Genomic DNA, 15,876 nt, shown 5'->3' on the forward strand with positions numbered 1-15,876 from the left:
CTCAAGCGGGCGCGGCGGCGAGGCGGGCGGGGTCGAAGAGGCCGATGGGGTGGTTGGTGGCGCCGTTCAGCGCCAGGTCGGCGAGGATTTCCCCGACCACGGGTACGAACTTGAAGCCGTGGCCGGAGAAGCCGGCGGCGACGGTGACCGACGCGGGGTGCGCCGGATGGCGGGCGATGAGGAAGTGCTCGTCGGGGGTGTTGGAGTACATGCAGGTGGCGGCCTTGAGGAAGCGGCCGGGGAGGTCCGGGATCAGCCGCCCCACCTGGTCGGCCATCGCGGCGACCTCCTGGTCGTCGACGGTCCGTTCGATGGTCTCCGGAGTGCAGGGCGTGCCCTTGCGGAAGAAGGCGACCTTCGCGCCGAGGCCGGGCCCGTCGATGGCGGGAAAGCCGTACACCTGCACACCCTCCGCGTCCTCCCAGATGTAGACCGGGTGGTTCTCCGTGGTGAAGGGGCCCTCGCCGCCGGTCGGCCGGAACCAGTACATGACCTGCCGCTCGATCGTGAACGGCACCCCCAGGTCGGTGAGGAGTCCGGGCGCCCACGCGCCGGGGCAGATCACCAGCTGACCGGCCGTGTAGGTGTCCTCGGCGGTGTGCACGCGCACGCCGTCCCTGTACGGCCCCCACCGCGTCATCGGCTCCTGGAAGTGCAGGTCGGCGCCCCGCCGCGTGGCCAGCTTGAGGTGCGCGGCCACCGTGTTCTCGGGGCGCAGGAGACCGGCCCGTGCCTCGTACAGGCCGACCTCGTCGTCCCGCGGGGTGAGGGTGGGGAAGCGGCGGCGGATCTCCTTGGCGTCGAGCATCTCGTGGGGCAGGCCCCAGCGCTCGGCGGAGAGCCGCGAACCGGCGACCGTGCGGCTGTCGGGCCGGCCCAGCATCACGCCGCCGCACAGCGTCGCGATGTCGCGGCCGGTGTCGCGTTCGAGGCGGTCGTAGAGCTCGTACGCGCGCAGCAGCAGCGGTACGTACGCGGGGTCCTCGAAGTAGGACTGCCGGGTGATGCGTGAACCGCCGTGACTGGAGCCGCGGTTGTGCACCGGCCCGAACTTCTCCAGGCCGAGGACGCGGGCGCCGCGCGCGGACAGGTGGTGGGCGGCGGCACTGCCCATGCCGCCGAGGCCGATCACGATCACGTCGTAGGTGGGGGACACCGGTGCCTCCAGGCGGCTAGCGGCGGATGCGGGTCATCTCCGGGTCGAGGAGCGGTTCCTCGGCGACCGTCGCGGGCACCTTCTCCCCGAAGTACGCGATGTGCACGCCGGTGCCCACTGCCAGCGGCGGCAGCCAGGCGTACGCGACGCAGCGTCCCAGGGTGTACCCGTACGAGGCGCTGGTGACGTACCCGGCCGGGGCGCCGTCGACGTAGACGGGCTCCTTGCCGAGGACGACGGCGGCCGGGTCGTCGAGGAGCAGCGCGGTGAGCATGCGCGAAGGCCGCCCAAGCCCTTCGAGCGCCGGACGCCCCACGAAGTCCCCCTTGTCCATCCGGACGGCGAAGCCGAGGCCCGCCTCGTAGGGGTGGTGTTCGGTTGTCATGTCGTGGCCCCAGGCGCGGTACCCCTTCTCCAGGCGCAGGCTGTTGAAGGCGGAGCGCCCGGCCGCGATCACGCCGTGCTCCCGGCCGGCCGCCCAGAGCGTGTCCCAGAGGCGCATCCCCAGATCAGCGGTGGTGTACAGCTCCCAGCCCAGTTCACCGACGTACGACAGACGCATGGCGGTCACCGGGACATGCCCGATGTACGTCTCCTTCGCCCTGAAGTAGCCGAACGCCTCGTGCGAGAAGTCGTCGTGGGCGAGCGGCTGCACGAGCGCGCGGGCCAGCGGACCCCAGACGCCGATGCAGCAGGTCCCCGAGGTGATGTCCCTGAGGTGGACGTCGTCGGGGGCATGGCGGAGCAGCCAGTCGAGATCGGCGGGGGAGTTGGCGCCCACCTGGAAGCGGTCGGGGGCGAGCCGCGCCACGGTCAGATCGGAACGGATGCCGCCCGCCTCGTCGAGGAGCAGGGTGTACGTGACCGAACCCGGCCTCTTCGCGAGGTTGTTGGAGGTCATCCGCTGGAGGAAGGCGAGGGATCCGCGGCCTGTGACCTCAAGGCGGCGCAGCGGCGTCATGTCGTAGAGGGCGACCCGCTCGCGGGTGGCGCGCGCCTCGGCCGCCGCGACGGGGGACCAGTGGCGGGCCGACCAGGCGTCGCGCTCCGGCACCTCGACGTCCTCGGCGAGCGGCGCGTTGGCCTCGTACCAGTGCGGGCATTCCCAGCCGCCGCCTTCGAGGAAGACGGCGCCCAGCTCCTGCTGGCGGGCGTGGAAGGGGCTGACCCGTAGGGGGCGCGGCCGGTCCATCGACTGGAGCGGGTGGATGATGTCGTAGACCTCGGTGAACTGCTGGGCGCCGCGCTCGGCCACGTACGCGGGGGAGCGCTGCGCGTCCTCGAAGCGCGTCAGCTCGCAGTCGTGCGGGTCGAGCGAGGGCCGCCCGTCGACCATCCACTCGGCGACCGCCTTGGCGACGCCCGCGGAGTGCGTGACCCACACGGCCTCGGCCAGCCAGAAGCCGCGCAGCCCAGGGGCTTCGCCGAGCACCGGCATGCCGTCGGGCGTGAAGGAGAAGACGCCGTTGAAGCCTTCCGCGATCTCCGCCTTCCTCAGCGCCGGAAGCAGCTTCCGGCAGTCCTCCCAGCTCGGTGCGAAGTTTTCCTCGGTGAAGGGGTACGAGGACGGCATGCCCTCGGCGTCGTCGTACGCGGGGACGGTGAACGGGTCGACGGGCAGCGGGCGGTGGGCGTACGAGCCGATGCCGATGCGGTCGTGGTGCTCGCGAAAGTACAGGTCGCGGTCCTGGTGGCGGAGGATCGGCAGGGAGGCTTCCGGACGCGGGCCGCCCGGTCCGGCGAGCTCGGGCAGCGGCGCTGTCTTCACGTACTGGTGCGCCAGCGGCAGCAGGGGCACGTCGACTCCGGCCAGCCGCCCGATCACCGGTCCCCAGAATCCGGCCGCCGAGACGACGTGGTCGGCGGGAAAGGTGCCGCGGTCGGTGACGACGGCGGTGACGCGGCCGCCCGCGCGCTCGATGCCCGTCACGGTGTGCCGGTCGAGAAATCGTGCGCCACGCGCGCGTGCCCGTTCCAGCTGTGCCCGGCAGGCGGGCACGGCACGGGCCAGGCCGTCGTCGGGCGTGTACAGACCGCCGTGCACCCGGCTCTCGTCGACGAGCGGCCACAGCTCCTTGCAGCGGGCCGGTCCGACGAGTTCGGCGTCGATGCCCCAGGACGCGGCGAAACCGGCCTTGCGGTGCAGGTCGGCCCAGCGCTCGGGGGTGGTGGCGAGCTCCAGGCCGCCCACGGGGTCGAAGCAGGGCAGGCCGTCCGCCTGGAGGGCGTGGAACTTCTCCACGGTGTACGCGGCGAACGCGGTCAGCGTCCGGGAGGGGCTCGTCCGGAAGACCAGGCCCGGCGCGTGCGAGGTGGAGCCGCCCGGCGCGGGCAGCGGTCCCTGGTCGAGGACGGTGACGTCGGTCCAGCCGCGGGAGGTCAGCTCGTCGGCCAGCGAGCAGCCGACTATGCCGGCCCCGATGACGACGACACGGGGCCCTTCGGGCCGGCCGGGGCTCACAGGACCACCACCGACCGGAGGACCTCGCCCCGGCGCATGCGGGCGAACGCCTCCTCCACCTCGTCGGGCCCGATCGTCTCGGAGACGAAGCCGCCCAGGTCGAGCCGGCGGCTGAGGTACTGGTCGACGAGGATCGGGAAGTCCCGGGTGGGCAGGCAGTCGCCGTACCAGGACGACTTGAGGGCGCCGCCGCGCGAGAACAGATCGATCAGCGGAAGCTCGACGGCCGTCTCCGGATCGGGCACACCGACCTGGACGAGCACGCCCGCGTGGTCGCGCATGTAGAAGGCCTGCGTGTACGTCGAAGGGACGCCGACCGCGTCGATCGCGACGTCGACGCCGTGGCCGCCGGTCAGCTCGCGCACCGCCGCGACCGCGTCCGTGCCGCGGGAGTTGACGGTGTGCGTGGCGCCGAACCGGGTCGCTCCGTCCAGTTTCGCGTCGTCGATGTCGACGGCGATGACCCGGCGGGCCCCGGCCAGGGACGCCCCGGCGATGGCGGCGTTGCCGACGCCGCCGCAGCCGATGACGGCGACGGTGTCACCGCGGCCCACCCCGCCGGTGTTCACCGCGGCCCCGTACCCGGCCATCACACCGCAACCGATCAGGGCCACCGCCTCGGGACGGGCCGCCGGGTCGACCTTCACGGCCTGCCCGGCGGCGACCAGCGTCTTCTCGGCGAAGGCACCGATGCCGAGCGCGGCGCTCAGCGGCGTGCCGTCCAGGAGCGTCATGGGCCGGGCGGCGTTGCGCGAGTCGAAGCAGTACCAGGGCCTGCCGCGCAGGCAGGAACGGCAGCCTCCGCATGGCGCGCGCCAGGCGATCACGACGCAGTCGCCCGGGACGAGACCGGCGACGTCCGCGCCGACGGCCTCCACCGTCCCGGCCGCCTCGTGACCGAGCAGGAACGGGAAGTCGTCGTTGATCGCGCCTTCCCGGTAGTGCAGATCCGTGTGGCAGACCCCGCAGGCCCGTACGGAGACGAGCACCTCTCCGGGGCCTGGATCTGGCACGACGATCGTCTGCACCTCGACGGGTGCGCCCTTCTTCGGGGCGACGACGGCACGGACCTCGTGGGGCACGGCCAGACTCCTCTGCTGTTGCGCAAGGCGTGACGGCGTTGTTGCGTACTGCACGTTCGGTTGCGCTATGGGAGACATACTGGGAACGCCATCAAGAGGCCGTCAAGGGGGCGGAGTTCAGCCTTCGCGAATCTGCGGGGGCGCTCGGGGGCGCGCACGGCACGCGCGAGGGCGGGGCCGCTGGTCCCGGCCCCGCCCTCATGTGTCCGTACGCTGCGGAGCCTCGCCGTCGTCCCGGCGCGCGGTCGCAGGCGAGCCGGCTCTCAGAGCCTGTGTCCTATCCCCGGCCGGGTGGTCGCCGCCTGGCACGCACGCTCGCCGCGTTGCCGAAAAGCCCTAGTAGCTCCTCCCCCAGGCCTGAACGGCCCGGGGGGACCCCCACCGAGGACTTCCCGGCGCCTTGCGATCGCACGCACCAGACGACGCCCACTGATCCGACCGGGGATATGACACAGGCTCTCAGAAGCCGTAGCCCATTCTCCGGGAGAGCTCGACGGAGGCCGCGACGGTGCGCTTGGCGAGCTCGGTCAGCCGGTCCTCGGTCAGCCGGTAGACGGGACCCGACGCGCTGAGCGCCCCGATCACCTTGCCGTCGTGCGCGCGCACCGGCGCGGCCACGGCGGCGAGCCCCACCTCCAACTCCTCGACGGCGACGGCGAATCCCTGCTCGACCACCGCCTCGAGCTCGCCGCGCAACGCCACCGTGCCGGTCACCGTGTGTTCGGTCAGACGCGGCAGGGTGCGCGCCATCAGGCCCTCGCGCAGCGTCGTCGGCAGGTGCGCGAGCAGCACCTTTCCGCTGGACGTCGCGTGCAGCGGGGTGCGCCGGCCCAGCCAGTTCTGCGCGGTCACCGAGGCCGGGCCGCGCGCCTGCATGATGTTGACCGCCGCGTCGTCGTCCAGGACCGCGATGTTGACCGTCTCACCCAGCTCGTCCGCGAGTTCGCGGCAGACCGGGGCGCCCTCCTGCGAGATGTCCATGCGCACTGCCGCCGCCCCCGCGAGGCGGAGTACGCCGGCGCCCAGGAAGTACTTCCCGCGGTCCTTCGCCTGGCCGACGAGGCCGCGGTTCTCGAGCACCCCGAGGAGCCGGAAGGCCGTCGACTTGTGGACGCCCAACTCATCCGCGATATCGGTGACTCCGGCCTCCCCGTGCTGCGCGAGGATCTCCAGGACGCTCACCGCGCGGTCCACGGACTGGACGGATCCGGCCGTCCCCCTGGACTGCCTCTCCCGCGGTTTCCCGCGCGGCTCCCCGCCCTGATCGGCCTGTTTCCGCTCGCCCGTCATAGCTGAACTCTCACCACCCCGGCGGCCTCTTGGAGCCGCGTTGTCGGGAAGCCCTTGACGCGATGGGCGCCCCACCCGGATTCTGTTGCGCATAGCGCTCCATCGTGCGCCATGTGAAACATCATGTTAACGAAGGGTCTTGGTCCCCAGCGGGTCCGGGGCCGGGCCGAATGACACCCAGAGGGGGCCCATGATCCCCGTATGCCGCCTTGACGACCTCCCCGCGGGCGAATCCGTCCGCCTCGACACCACGCCGCCCGTCGCGGTGTTCAACGCCGACGGCGAACTCTTCGCCATCGACGACACGTGCACCCACCAGGACGCCTCCCTGTCGGAGGGGTGGCTGGAGGGCTGCCTGGTCGAATGCCCGCTGCACGCCGCGGCATTCGATCTTCGTACGGGCAGGCCCACGTGCCTGCCCGCGCGCCGTCCCGTGCGCACCCACCAGGTGTACGTCGAGGACGGCGTCGTCCATGTACACCTCGCCACCGACGGCCCGGCCGGCCGGGGCACCCCCCACGGCCTCGCCGCCGACACGGAAGCCACCGGGAACGGGTCCGCGGCGTGAGGACCGTCATCGTGGTGGGCGCCTCGCTCGCCGGACTGTACGCGGCGCGGGAACTGCGCGCCCAGGGGTTTGACGGCCGCCTGGTCGTCGTCGGCGCTGAACCGCACCGGCCGTACGACCGGCCGCCCCTGTCCAAGGGCTTCCTGACCGGCGAAGGGGGCGAGGCCGAACTCGCCCTCTGCGACGGCGAGGAGACGGCTGAACTCGCCGCCGAATGGCACCTCGGCACCCGGGCGCTGGCCCTCGACGCACGTGGCCGCACGGTCGTCCTCGACGACGGCCGCGCCCTGACCTGCGACGGTGTGGTCATCGCCACCGGGGCGTCCGCACGCCGCCTTCCCGGGCCATCGCTCGCGGGGGTCCACACGCTGCGCACCCTGGACGAGGCCCGCGCCCTGCGTGCGGAGTTGACCCGTGGACCGCGTCGCGTGGTGGTCATCGGCGGGGGCTTCATCGGCGCCGAAACGGCCTCCTCGTGCACAGCGCTCGGCCACGAGGTCACGGTCGTCGAGGCCGCGCCACTGCCACTCGCGGCTCAGCTCGGGCCGGAGATGGCGGCGGCGTGCGCGCGGCTGCACGCCCGTGGCGGGGCGCGGCTGCTGACAGGTGTGGGGGTGGCGGGGCTGAGGGGGAGCCCGCACGCGCGCGCCGGGGCCGTATCGGCATCCGGGAGTCCGGCGGACGGGCAAGGCGCCGTCACCGCTGTGGAGTTGTCCGACGGCCGGCTGCTGGCAGCCGATGTGGTGGTCGTCGGCATCGGAGCGACCCCCGTCACCGGCTGGCTCGCGGGCTCACCGATCGCCGTGGACGCGGGCGTCCTGTGTGACGACGGCTGTGTCACCGGGCTGCCCCAGGTCATCGCGGTGGGCGATGTGGCCCGCGTGGGCGGCGTCCGCGCCGAGCACTGGACGAGCGCCACGGAGCAGCCCCGAGTGGCCGTGACGAACCTGCTCGCCGGCCGCACGGTGGAGGCGCTGCGCCCCGTGCCGTACTTCTGGTCCGACCAGTACGGCTCCCGTGTCCAGTTCGCGGGCCGGCGCACCGACGGCGACACCGTCCGCGTCGTCGAGGGGGCGCCGGACGCCGAGGACGGGACCGGCTTCCTCGCCGTGTACGAGCGCGCGGGCCGCACCACGGCGGTCCTCGCGGTCGACCGGGCCCGGCCGTTCATGAGGGTGAGGAGGGCTCTGCCGGCCGACCGGGCGCTGGAGCCGGTGGGGAAGCGCGGCGACTCGGCGGGACGGGTGACGGTGCGTGCGGGGGTGTGAGGTCGGCCCGGCCGCCTCCCCTCAGGGGTGCGACAACCGCCCCGACCCACCGCGCCCTTGTATCCGTTCCTTGCCCCGCGCCACCGCCCTCGCCTGACGGCGCGCCCGGCGCCGCTCGCGCCGCAACCGCCGAGCCGTGCTGCTCGGCATCGACACCACTCCGTGCCGTTGGTTCCACACCTGGCGGGTCACCCATACGTCGAGCACCGCCCAAGTGGCCACGACCGTGCTGGCCACGCTGCTCAGGACCATGGGGAAGGAGAGCCAGGACCCTGCGAGAGCGGTGAGGAAGGCGACCATCGCCTGCACGAGGGTGACCGCCACTATGATCACGGCCCGCACCGCGGCCGTCCGTACCGGATCGGGCAGCCGCCTCCTGCGGGCGGGCTCCTCCACCCACAGCGGCGGACGCTCCGCCGGAGCCGCCTCACGCTCCTGCCGAGCAGCGCCCTGCGGAGCCGCCCGCTGCCGAGCAGCGCCCTCCCGAGCAGCGCCCTCCCGAGCAGCGCCCTGCGGAGCCGCCCGCTGCGGAGCTACCCCCTGCGGACCCGCCCCCAGCGAAGCGTCAGCCCCGCGCACCCCCGACTCGCGCCCCGCGCGGCGCTCCACCGTGCCCTTCATTTCGTCACTCCCCCCACTGCTGCTTCGCGGCCGTTCACGGAACACGCTCGGGACACATCCTCTGGTTATCCGCTGCATTCATCAGCAGGGCCAACACACCAGTGGCTGCCCGTTTTACTGCGCTTTATGTCGCCTGACCTGCGACGTGCCCCTTGAGTCGCGACTCTCTTCCTGATGGACGAACGAGAGATCCGAAAGATTCCCGTCCGGGTTCGATCAAGCGAAGAGTTCCGGCCAACTGGCGTCCCACGTACGGGGGATGGAACCCGGAAGTTGCCGCCGCATGCTGGGACGCAATCTCCCGTAATGGAGGGACAACTAGGGATGTCCCTTTCGCGTCACGGCTGAAAAGCGTTCGGATGCGTCTTCGAGTTGCCCGTGAGTCAGTAGTAGGCTCGCGCCGTTTGTTGACGCACATGTGTGCCCCTGGCCCGTGCAACGGTCACAGGGGGCCGATCTGGGGGAGGCCATGCGCTTTCGCGGGAAGTCCATCCGCCGGAAGATCGTGGCGCTGCTGCTCGTGCCGCTGCTCTCCCTCACCGCGATCTGGAGTTTCACGACCGTCATCACGGGGCGCCAGGCGCTCAGCCTGATCGACACGGTGAACGTCGTCGACAAGCTCGCCTACCCGATCGAGGACACGGCCCGCGTCATCCAGCAGGAGCGCCGCCAGACCCTCGTCTACCTCGCCGACCCGCGGGCGTCGGACGCGCTCTCCGCGCTGCGCCGCAGCCGTACCGTGACGGACGGGATGATCGCCAAGGTCCGGTCCAACGCCGAGGATCCGGACGTCAGGGACGGCGTCACCGGGGACTCGCGCAAACGGCTCGACGAGCTCGTCGAAGCCTTCGACGGCCTCACGCCGCTGCGCCGGAGCGTCGAGGAGGGCACCATCACCAGGGCTGGCGCCCTGAAGATGTACACCGAGCTGATCGACCCCTACTTCGACCTGCTCAGCACGCTCAACGGCTTCTCCGGCCTCGACGACATGAAGTACGACCAGCAGGGGCGCGCGCTCGTCGGCGCCACCCGCGCGCGTGAACTGCTCTCCCGCGAGGACGCGGTGATCGGTTCGGCGCTCGTCGCGGGCCGGATCACCAAGCCCGAGATCAGGCAGGTCACCGAGCTCCGGGCGCAGCGCACCCTGCTCTTCGAGGTCAACTTCGCGCAGCTCTCCGAAGAGGACCGCGGCCGCTACGAGCGCTACTGGAACGGCACCGAGGCCCAGCAGCTCAACAAGGCCGAGAACGACGTCATCGAGGCCGGCACCAAGGCCCCGGACGTCGTGACGTCAAGTCACTGGGACCAGACGGCGAGCCGGGTACTCAAGCAGCTCTCCGAAAGCAACATCGAGGCGACCGACCGCTTCCAGGACCGCGTCGAGCCGGCCGCCGTCGGCGTCATCGTCCGCGTGATCGCGGCCGGTGTCCTCGGCCTGCTGGCGCTGCTGGTCTCCATCTTCCTGTCCGTACGCATCGGCCGCAGCCTCATCCGCGACCTGCGCCGCCTGCGTCTTGAGGCCCACGAGGCGTCCGGCGTCCGGCTGCCCGGCGTACTGCGCAGGCTGGCGGCGGGCGAGCAGGTCGACGTGGAGACCGAGGCGCCCCGCCTTACGTACGGCAAGGACGAGATCGGGCAGGTCGGCCAGGCGCTCAACACGTTGCAGCGCGCCGCCGTCGAGGCCACCGTCAAACAGGCGGACCTGCGCCGCGGCGTCTCCGAGGTCTTCGTCAACCTCGCCCGCCGCAGCCAGGTGCTGCTGCACAAGCAGCTGACGCTCCTGGACGCCATGGAGCGCAGGACCGAGGACACCGACGAACTCGCCGACCTCTTCCGCCTCGACCACCTGACCACCCGCATGCGGCGGCACGCCGAAGGCCTGGTGATCCTCTCCGGAGCCGCCCCCTCGCGGCAGTGGCGCAAGCCCGTCCAGCTCATGGACGTCGTCCGTGCCGCCGTCGCCGAGGTCGAGGACTACGAACGCATCGAGGTGCGCCGACTGCCGCGTATCGCGGTCACCGGGCCCGCGGTCGCCGACCTCACGCACCTGATGGCCGAACTCCTGGAGAACGCCACGGTGTTCTCGCCGCCGCACACGGGAGTGCAGGTTCTCGGGGAGCACGTCGCCAACGGCTTCACCCTGGAGATCCACGACCGGGGCCTCGGCATGACGCCCGACGCGCTCCTGGACGCCAACCTGCGGCTCGCGGAGACCCCCGAGTTCGAGCTTTCGGACACCGACAGGCTCGGCCTCTTCGTGGTCAGCAGGCTCGCGCAGCGCCAGCGCGTCCGGGTCTCGCTGCAGCCCTCGCCGTACGGCGGCACCACGGCCGTCGTCTTCATTCCGGAGTCACTGCTCACCGACGACGTGCCCGACACCGGCGGCTACCGCCTCGACCGGCCGCAGGGCAGGGCGGTGGCGGCGGGCCCCGACAAGGCGGCCGACCGTACGGCGGCGCTCGCCCAGGTGCCGGTCCAGCTCCCCGGGCTGCCCGCCTCCGTCCTTGACGGCCCCGTCGAGCTGGAGGCGCCCGTCGGCCTGGCGGACCTCGACCGGTTCCCCGGCGCCCTCGACGACGAGGACAGCGAGCGCGGCGGTCTCTTCCGGCCGCGCCGCCGGGTGGCCGGCACGCCGGGCGAGCAGCATCAGCAGGCCCGCGACGACCGCGAGGCGGGCCGCGCGGAGCCGACCCGGCGTGGCACCGCTCCCGCCCGCCTCGACGACGCCGACGACCTCGGCGACGACCTCGGCGACGACGTCCATGGCGGCCCCACCCCGCTGCCGCGCCGCAGGACCCCCAAGCTGGTCCGCTCGAACGGCCGCCCGGTGACGCACACCAGGCCGCAGGACAGCCGGTTTTCGGAGGGCGGGCCGCAGGAGAAGCCGTTGGCCCCGGCCGCCGGGGACGAGGCCCCGGAGCGCTCGCGGCAGCCGTCCTGGCCCGACCTCTCGCCGCCGCACCGGGACGTCACGGCCGTCGACGAAGCGACCACCGAGTTCCCGCGCCCCGGCCGCCGTACCGCGCCCCAGGACCGTGGCGCCCAGGACCGCGGTACCCCCGCGACAGCCCCGGGCGGACTGCCCCGCCGTGTCCGGCAGGCCAGCCTCGCCCCGCAGTTGAAGGCAGGACCCGACCACCGCCCCGACCGCGCCGAGACCGGGCCGGAGGAGCGCGACGCGGAAGAGGTACGCAGCCGCATGGCCTCGCTCCAGCGGGGCTGGCAGCGCGGCCGTGACGAGAACGCCGCGGGCGACGACGCCACGAACGGCACAGCACCAGGAACGACATCCGAGGGGGACGGTCGATGACCGCACCGAATGCCGACGCACGCACCACCACGACCGGGGGGCGGGGAGAACTGAACTGGCTCCTCGACGACTTGGTCGAGCGCGTCTCCAGCATCCGCAAGGCACTCGTGCTCTCCGGCGACGGCCTGCCGACCGGCGTGTCGAAGAACCTGACCAGGGAGGACAGCGAGCACCTCGCCGCCGTCGCCTCCGGGTTCCACAGCCTCGCCAAGGGCGTCGGACGGCACTTCGAGGCGGGCAGGGTCCGCCAGACCGTGGTCGAGCTCGACGACGCGTTCCTGTTCGTCACGGCCGCGGGCGACGGCAGCTGCCTCGCCGTCCTCGCGGACGCGGACTCCGATGTCGGCCTGGTCGCGTACGAAATGACGTTGCTGGTCAAGCGGGTGGGTGTGCATCTGGGGACGGCTCCGCGCACGGATCTGTCCGCCGGGGGGTAGTGGGAGGTCATGACTGACGACGGACGAAGGACGCAGAGAGCGACAGGGGCCACGCGGAATTTAGCGGGAGTGCAGGAATCACCCCGCTGGTACGACGACGACGCGGGCCCCGTGGTCCGGCCGTACGCGATGACCCGCGGCCGCACGACGAGCAACGGTCAGCACCGGCTCGACCTGATCGCGGTAGTCATCACCGAGGCCTGGGCGACCGGCGTCCCGGAGGCCGACCAGACGCTGTCCCCGGAGCACGTGGACATCGTCGAGCTCTGCCGTGACACGCCCCAGTCGGTCGCCGAGCTCGCGGCCGAGCTCGATCTGCCCATCGGTGTGGTCCGCGTCCTCATCGGCGACCTCGTCGACGACGAACTGGTGCACGTGACCCGTCCCGTGCCCCCGGCCGAACTGCCGGACGAAAGTATTCTGCGCGACGTGATCAGCGGCCTCCGGGCGCTCTGAGCAGCGCGGAAGCGGGAGTGGGATCGTGACTGGCCGGCAGTTCCGGGTAGACAGGGGCGGCACCTTCACCGATATCTCCGCGCGGCACCCGGACGGCACCGAAACCCCCGGCGGCGCCGGATACGGACCGGCGCCGCGCGACACCACTGATCCAGGAGAAGTGAGCGATGATCTTCAGGCGTTCTGAGCGCGGCAAGGCCCCCGTCGAGCCTGTCACGCTGAAGATCCTCGTGGCGGGCGGCTTCGGCGTCGGCAAGACGACGCTGGTCGGCGCGGTCAGCGAGATCAAGCCGCTGCGCACGGAGGAGACCCTCAGCGAGGCCGGCCGGCCCGTCGACGACACGAGCGGTGTCGCCGGCAAGCACACCACCACGGTGGCCATGGACTTCGGCCGCATCACCCTCCGCGACGACCTGGTCCTGTACCTCTTCGGCACCCCGGGGCAGGACCGCTTCTGGTTCCTCTGGGACGAGTTGGCCACCGGGGCGCTGGGCGCCGTGGTCCTCGCCGACACCCGCCGCCTGGAGGACTGTTTCGCCGCAGTCGACTACTTCGAGCGGCGCTCCATACCCTTCGTCGTCGGCGTCAACTGCTTCGAGGGCGCCTCCCGTTACCCCGCCGACACCGTGCGCCAGGCACTGGATCTCGACTCCGGAGTACCCGTCGTCCTGTGCGACGCGCGCGACCGCGAGTCCGTCAAGGAGGTCCTCATCGACGTCGTCGAACACGCGATGGCGGCGGCCGCGGCGGCCAGGGAGACCGTCACCACCTGACCGGCCGGGGCGGCCGCGTCCACGGCCCGTACCCCCGCCGACCGGGGTACGGGCCGCAGTTCCGCTCGGCTCAGCCCTCGCCGTCCTCCAGCCAGCCGAAGCTCCGCTCCACCGCCTTGTGCCAGTTGCGGAACTCACGGTCCCGCGACTCGGCGTCCATCAGCGGCGTCCACTCCACGTCCTGCTGCCAGTGCGCCTTCAGCTCGTCGAGGTCGTTCCACACGCCGGTCGCGAGACCAGCCGCGTACGCCGCGCCCAAGCAGGTCGTCTCGGAGACCTTGGGCCGGATCACGGGCACGTCCAGGACGTCCGCCTGGTGCTGCATCAGCAGATTGTTCTTGGTCATCCCGCCGTCCACCTTGAGGGTGCTGATCCGCACCCCGGAGTCCTGGTACATGGCGTCGACGACCTCGCGGGTCTGCCAGCTCGTCGCCTCCAGGACGGCACGCGCGAGGTGCGCCTTGGTGACGTACCGGGTCAGACCGGTGACGACACCGCGCGCGTCGGAGCGCCAGTACGGGGCGTAGAGGCCGGAGAAGGCAGGCACGATGTACGCCCCGCCGTTGTCGTCGACGCTCGCCGCGAGCGTCTCGATCTCGTCCGCCGAGCGGATGATGCCGAGCTGGTCACGGAACCACTGCACCAGGGCACCGGTGATCGCGATGGACCCCTCCAGGCAGTACACGGGTGCCTCGGAGCCGATCTTGTACCCCACCGTCGTGAGCAGCCCGCTCTTCGACGCGACGGGCCGGTTGCCGGTGTTGAGGAGCAGGAAGCTGCCCGTGCCGTACGTGTTCTTGGCCGTCCCCGTGTCGTAGCAGGCCTGCCCGAAGACGGCCGCCTGCTGGTCGCCGAGCGCGGAGGCGACGGGTACTCCGGAGAGCTGGCCCACGGCCGTGCCGTAGACCTCGGCCGACGACCTGATCTCCGGAAGCACTGCTTCGGGCACGTTCATCGCCGACAGGATCGACTGGTCCCACTGGAGCGTCTGGAGGTTCATCAGCATGGTGCGGCCGGCGTTGGTGACGTCGGTGACGTGCTTGCCGCCGTCGGTGCCGCCCGTGAGGTTCCAGATCAGCCAGGAGTCGATGGTGCCGAAGGCGATCTCGCCCCGCTCGGCGCGGGCCCTGAGGCCCGGCACGTTGTCGAGCAGCCAGGCGGCCTTGGGCCCGGAGAAGTAGCTGGCGAGCGGCAGCCCCGTCTGCTCGCGGAAGCGGTCCTGGCCGTCCGCGCCGCCCAGTTCGTTGCAGAGCGCCGAGGTGCGGGTGTCCTGCCAGACGATCGCGTTGTGCACGGGCTTGCCGGTCGCGCGGTCCCACAGGACGGTGGTCTCCCGCTGGTTGGTGATGCCGAGCGCGCTCACCTGGTCGGCGCGCAGCCCGGCCTTGGCGATGGCGCCCGCCACCACCGCCTGTACCTTGGACCAGATCTCGGTGGCGTCGTGCTCCACCCAGCCAGGCTTGGGGAAGATCTGGCGGTGCTCGCGCTGGTCCACGGCGACGATCGCGCCGTCCCGGTCGAAGATGATGCAGCGGCTCGATGTGGTGCCCTGGTCGATGGCGGCGACGAATTTCCCGGAGCTGTCCGGCATGGCTACCCCTTGATGACCTTGATGAGAAGACTCAGAAGGCTGCGTTGTAGATGAGGCCCGCGAGAGCGCCGCCGATCAGCGGCCCCGCCACCGGAATCCAGGCGTAGCTCCAGTCGGACGTGCCCTTGTTGGGGATCGGCAGGAACGTGTGCATGATGCGCGGACCGAGGTCGCGCGCCGGGTTGATGGCGTAGCCCGTGGGGCCGCCGAGGGAGAGGCCGATGCCGACGACCAGGAAGGCCACGATGAGCGTCTGCGTCCCGGACTCGCCGAGCCCCTTGGTCAGGCCGAAGGCCAGGATCGGCAGCACCAGTGCCACGGTCGCGATGACCTCGGTGATGATGTTCGCGACCGGGTTCCGGATCTCCGGAATGGTGGAGAAGATGCCGAGCGTCGGCGTCGGCTGGTGCACGCCTTCCGAGTCGCCCTTCGCCCCGCGCGTGACGTTGGCCTGGAACTGCGCGAAGTAGACGAGGTACGCCAGGACGGCGCCGAGCATCGCGCCCACCATCTGCCCGAGCAGATAGACCCAGACCTGGTCCCAGTCGCCGGTGTCGATGGCGATGCCGAGCGTGACGGCGGGGTTGAGATGGCCACCGGAGAGCGGGCCCGCGGTGTAGGCGCCGGCGAGCACGCCGAATCCCCATCCGAAGGAGATGACGACCCACCCGGAGGCCTTCGCCTTCGAATGGCTGAGCGTGACCGCGGCGCACACACCGGCGCCGAGAAGAATCAGAATCGCGGTGCCGATGACCTCACCGACGAAGACGTCCCCGTTCGAGTACATGGCGGCTCCTAGGCCCTCGCCCGGGGCGGTGCGCCCCGGTCCTCCGTGCAGGGTGCGTTTCCCACGACTACCGCCT

The 15,876-nt window shown here is 71.8% G+C and carries 14 protein-coding genes; 7 read left to right on the plus strand and 7 right to left on the minus strand.

The window, feature by feature from the left end; genetic code table 11:
• Position 1: 1 nt before the first annotated feature.
• The 4 genes from solA to AC07DI_RS30445 form a co-directional block, all read right to left on the minus strand.
• On the minus strand, positions 2-1,156 hold the full coding sequence (gene solA, locus AC07DI_RS30430; RefSeq protein ID WP_478907407.1) for an N-methyl-L-tryptophan oxidase: 1,155 nt from the start codon (positions 1,154-1,156) through the stop codon (positions 2-4).
• A 16-nt stretch (positions 1,157-1,172) separates the two neighbouring features.
• The gene (locus AC07DI_RS30435) at positions 1,173-3,617 is read right to left on the minus strand and encodes a GcvT family protein (protein ID WP_478907409.1); all 2,445 of its coding nucleotides are present in this window, start codon (positions 3,615-3,617) and stop codon (positions 1,173-1,175) included.
• Positions 3,614-4,699, minus strand: coding sequence for an S-(hydroxymethyl)mycothiol dehydrogenase (locus AC07DI_RS30440; RefSeq protein WP_478907411.1), 1,086 nt, complete (start codon positions 4,697-4,699; stop codon positions 3,614-3,616). Before AC07DI_RS30440 ends, AC07DI_RS30435 begins: the two co-directional genes overlap by 4 nt.
• Positions 4,700-5,158: 459 nt before the next feature.
• On the minus strand, positions 5,159-5,989 hold the full coding sequence (locus tag AC07DI_RS30445) for an IclR family transcriptional regulator (protein ID WP_384261375.1): 831 nt from the start codon (positions 5,987-5,989) through the stop codon (positions 5,159-5,161).
• 190 nt (positions 5,990-6,179) lie between these two features.
• On the opposite strand from AC07DI_RS30445, the gene AC07DI_RS30450 reads away from it, so the two are divergent.
• Entirely contained in the window at positions 6,180-6,557 is a 378-nt protein-coding gene (locus AC07DI_RS30450) for a bifunctional 3-phenylpropionate/cinnamic acid dioxygenase ferredoxin subunit (RefSeq protein WP_478907413.1), read from the plus strand.
• Positions 6,554-7,825: an NAD(P)/FAD-dependent oxidoreductase gene (locus AC07DI_RS30455; protein WP_478907415.1), complete on the plus strand. Its 1,272-nt coding sequence runs from the start codon at positions 6,554-6,556 to the stop codon at positions 7,823-7,825. Before AC07DI_RS30450 ends, AC07DI_RS30455 begins: the two co-directional genes overlap by 4 nt.
• A gap of 21 nt (positions 7,826-7,846) precedes the next feature.
• Here the strand turns inward: AC07DI_RS30455 and AC07DI_RS30460 are convergent, their stop codons facing one another.
• A complete protein-coding gene (locus tag AC07DI_RS30460) occupies positions 7,847-8,446 on the minus strand; it encodes a hypothetical protein (RefSeq protein ID WP_478907417.1) in 600 nt (199 codons plus the stop codon).
• A gap of 469 nt (positions 8,447-8,915) precedes the next feature.
• Here AC07DI_RS30460 and AC07DI_RS30465 point away from each other — a divergent pair, with 469 nt between their 5' ends.
• From AC07DI_RS30465 to AC07DI_RS30485, 5 genes are all read left to right on the plus strand, one after another.
• Positions 8,916-11,756 (plus strand): sensor histidine kinase, encoded by a 2,841-nt coding sequence (locus tag AC07DI_RS30465; protein ID WP_478907419.1) that lies wholly within the window; start codon positions 8,916-8,918, stop codon positions 11,754-11,756.
• Entirely contained in the window at positions 11,753-12,193 is a 441-nt protein-coding gene (locus AC07DI_RS30470) for a roadblock/LC7 domain-containing protein (RefSeq protein ID WP_384261386.1), read from the plus strand. The genes AC07DI_RS30465 and AC07DI_RS30470 overlap by 4 nt, the downstream gene beginning before the upstream one ends.
• A 69-nt stretch (positions 12,194-12,262) precedes the next feature.
• Positions 12,263-12,649 carry a DUF742 domain-containing protein gene (locus AC07DI_RS30475; protein WP_384261388.1) on the plus strand — a complete coding sequence of 129 codons (387 nt, stop codon included), beginning with the start codon at positions 12,263-12,265 and terminating at the stop codon, positions 12,647-12,649.
• A 25-nt stretch (positions 12,650-12,674) separates the two neighbouring features.
• Entirely contained in the window at positions 12,675-12,836 is a 162-nt protein-coding gene (locus AC07DI_RS30480) for a hypothetical protein (RefSeq protein ID WP_478907421.1), read from the plus strand.
• Entirely contained in the window at positions 12,817-13,422 is a 606-nt protein-coding gene (locus AC07DI_RS30485) for a GTP-binding protein (RefSeq protein WP_478907423.1), read from the plus strand. Before AC07DI_RS30480 ends, AC07DI_RS30485 begins: the two co-directional genes overlap by 20 nt.
• 70 nt (positions 13,423-13,492) lie before the next feature.
• Here the strand turns inward: AC07DI_RS30485 and glpK are convergent, their stop codons facing one another.
• On the minus strand, positions 13,493-15,013 hold the full coding sequence (glpK, locus tag AC07DI_RS30490; protein WP_478907425.1) for a glycerol kinase GlpK: 1,521 nt from the start codon (positions 15,011-15,013) through the stop codon (positions 13,493-13,495).
• 31 nt (positions 15,014-15,044) lie between these two features.
• Positions 15,045-15,800, minus strand: coding sequence for an MIP/aquaporin family protein (locus AC07DI_RS30495; RefSeq protein ID WP_384261395.1), 756 nt, complete (start codon positions 15,798-15,800; stop codon positions 15,045-15,047).
• Positions 15,801-15,876: the final 76 nt, after the last annotated feature.

It is taken from the genome of Streptomyces sp. NPDC044106, assembly GCF_056433985.1.

Coding starts and splice junctions, on each gene's coding strand:
- AC07DI_RS30465 (WP_478907419.1), top strand. CDS start 8,916: ATGCGCTTTCGCGGGAAGTCCATCCGCCGGAAGATCGTGGCGCTGCTG.
- AC07DI_RS30450 (WP_478907413.1), top strand. CDS start 6,180: ATGATCCCCGTATGCCGCCTTGACGACCTCCCCGCGGGCGAATCCGTC.
- AC07DI_RS30485 (WP_478907423.1), top strand. CDS start 12,817: ATGATCTTCAGGCGTTCTGAGCGCGGCAAGGCCCCCGTCGAGCCTGTC.
- AC07DI_RS30445 (WP_384261375.1), bottom strand. CDS start 5,989: ATGACGGGCGAGCGGAAACAGGCCGATCAGGGCGGGGAGCCGCGCGGG.
- AC07DI_RS30460 (WP_478907417.1), bottom strand. CDS start 8,446: ATGAAGGGCACGGTGGAGCGCCGCGCGGGGCGCGAGTCGGGGGTGCGC.
- glpK (WP_478907425.1), bottom strand. CDS start 15,013: ATGCCGGACAGCTCCGGGAAATTCGTCGCCGCCATCGACCAGGGCACC.
- AC07DI_RS30495 (WP_384261395.1), bottom strand. CDS start 15,800: ATGTACTCGAACGGGGACGTCTTCGTCGGTGAGGTCATCGGCACCGCG.
- AC07DI_RS30470 (WP_384261386.1), top strand. CDS start 11,753: ATGACCGCACCGAATGCCGACGCACGCACCACCACGACCGGGGGGCGG.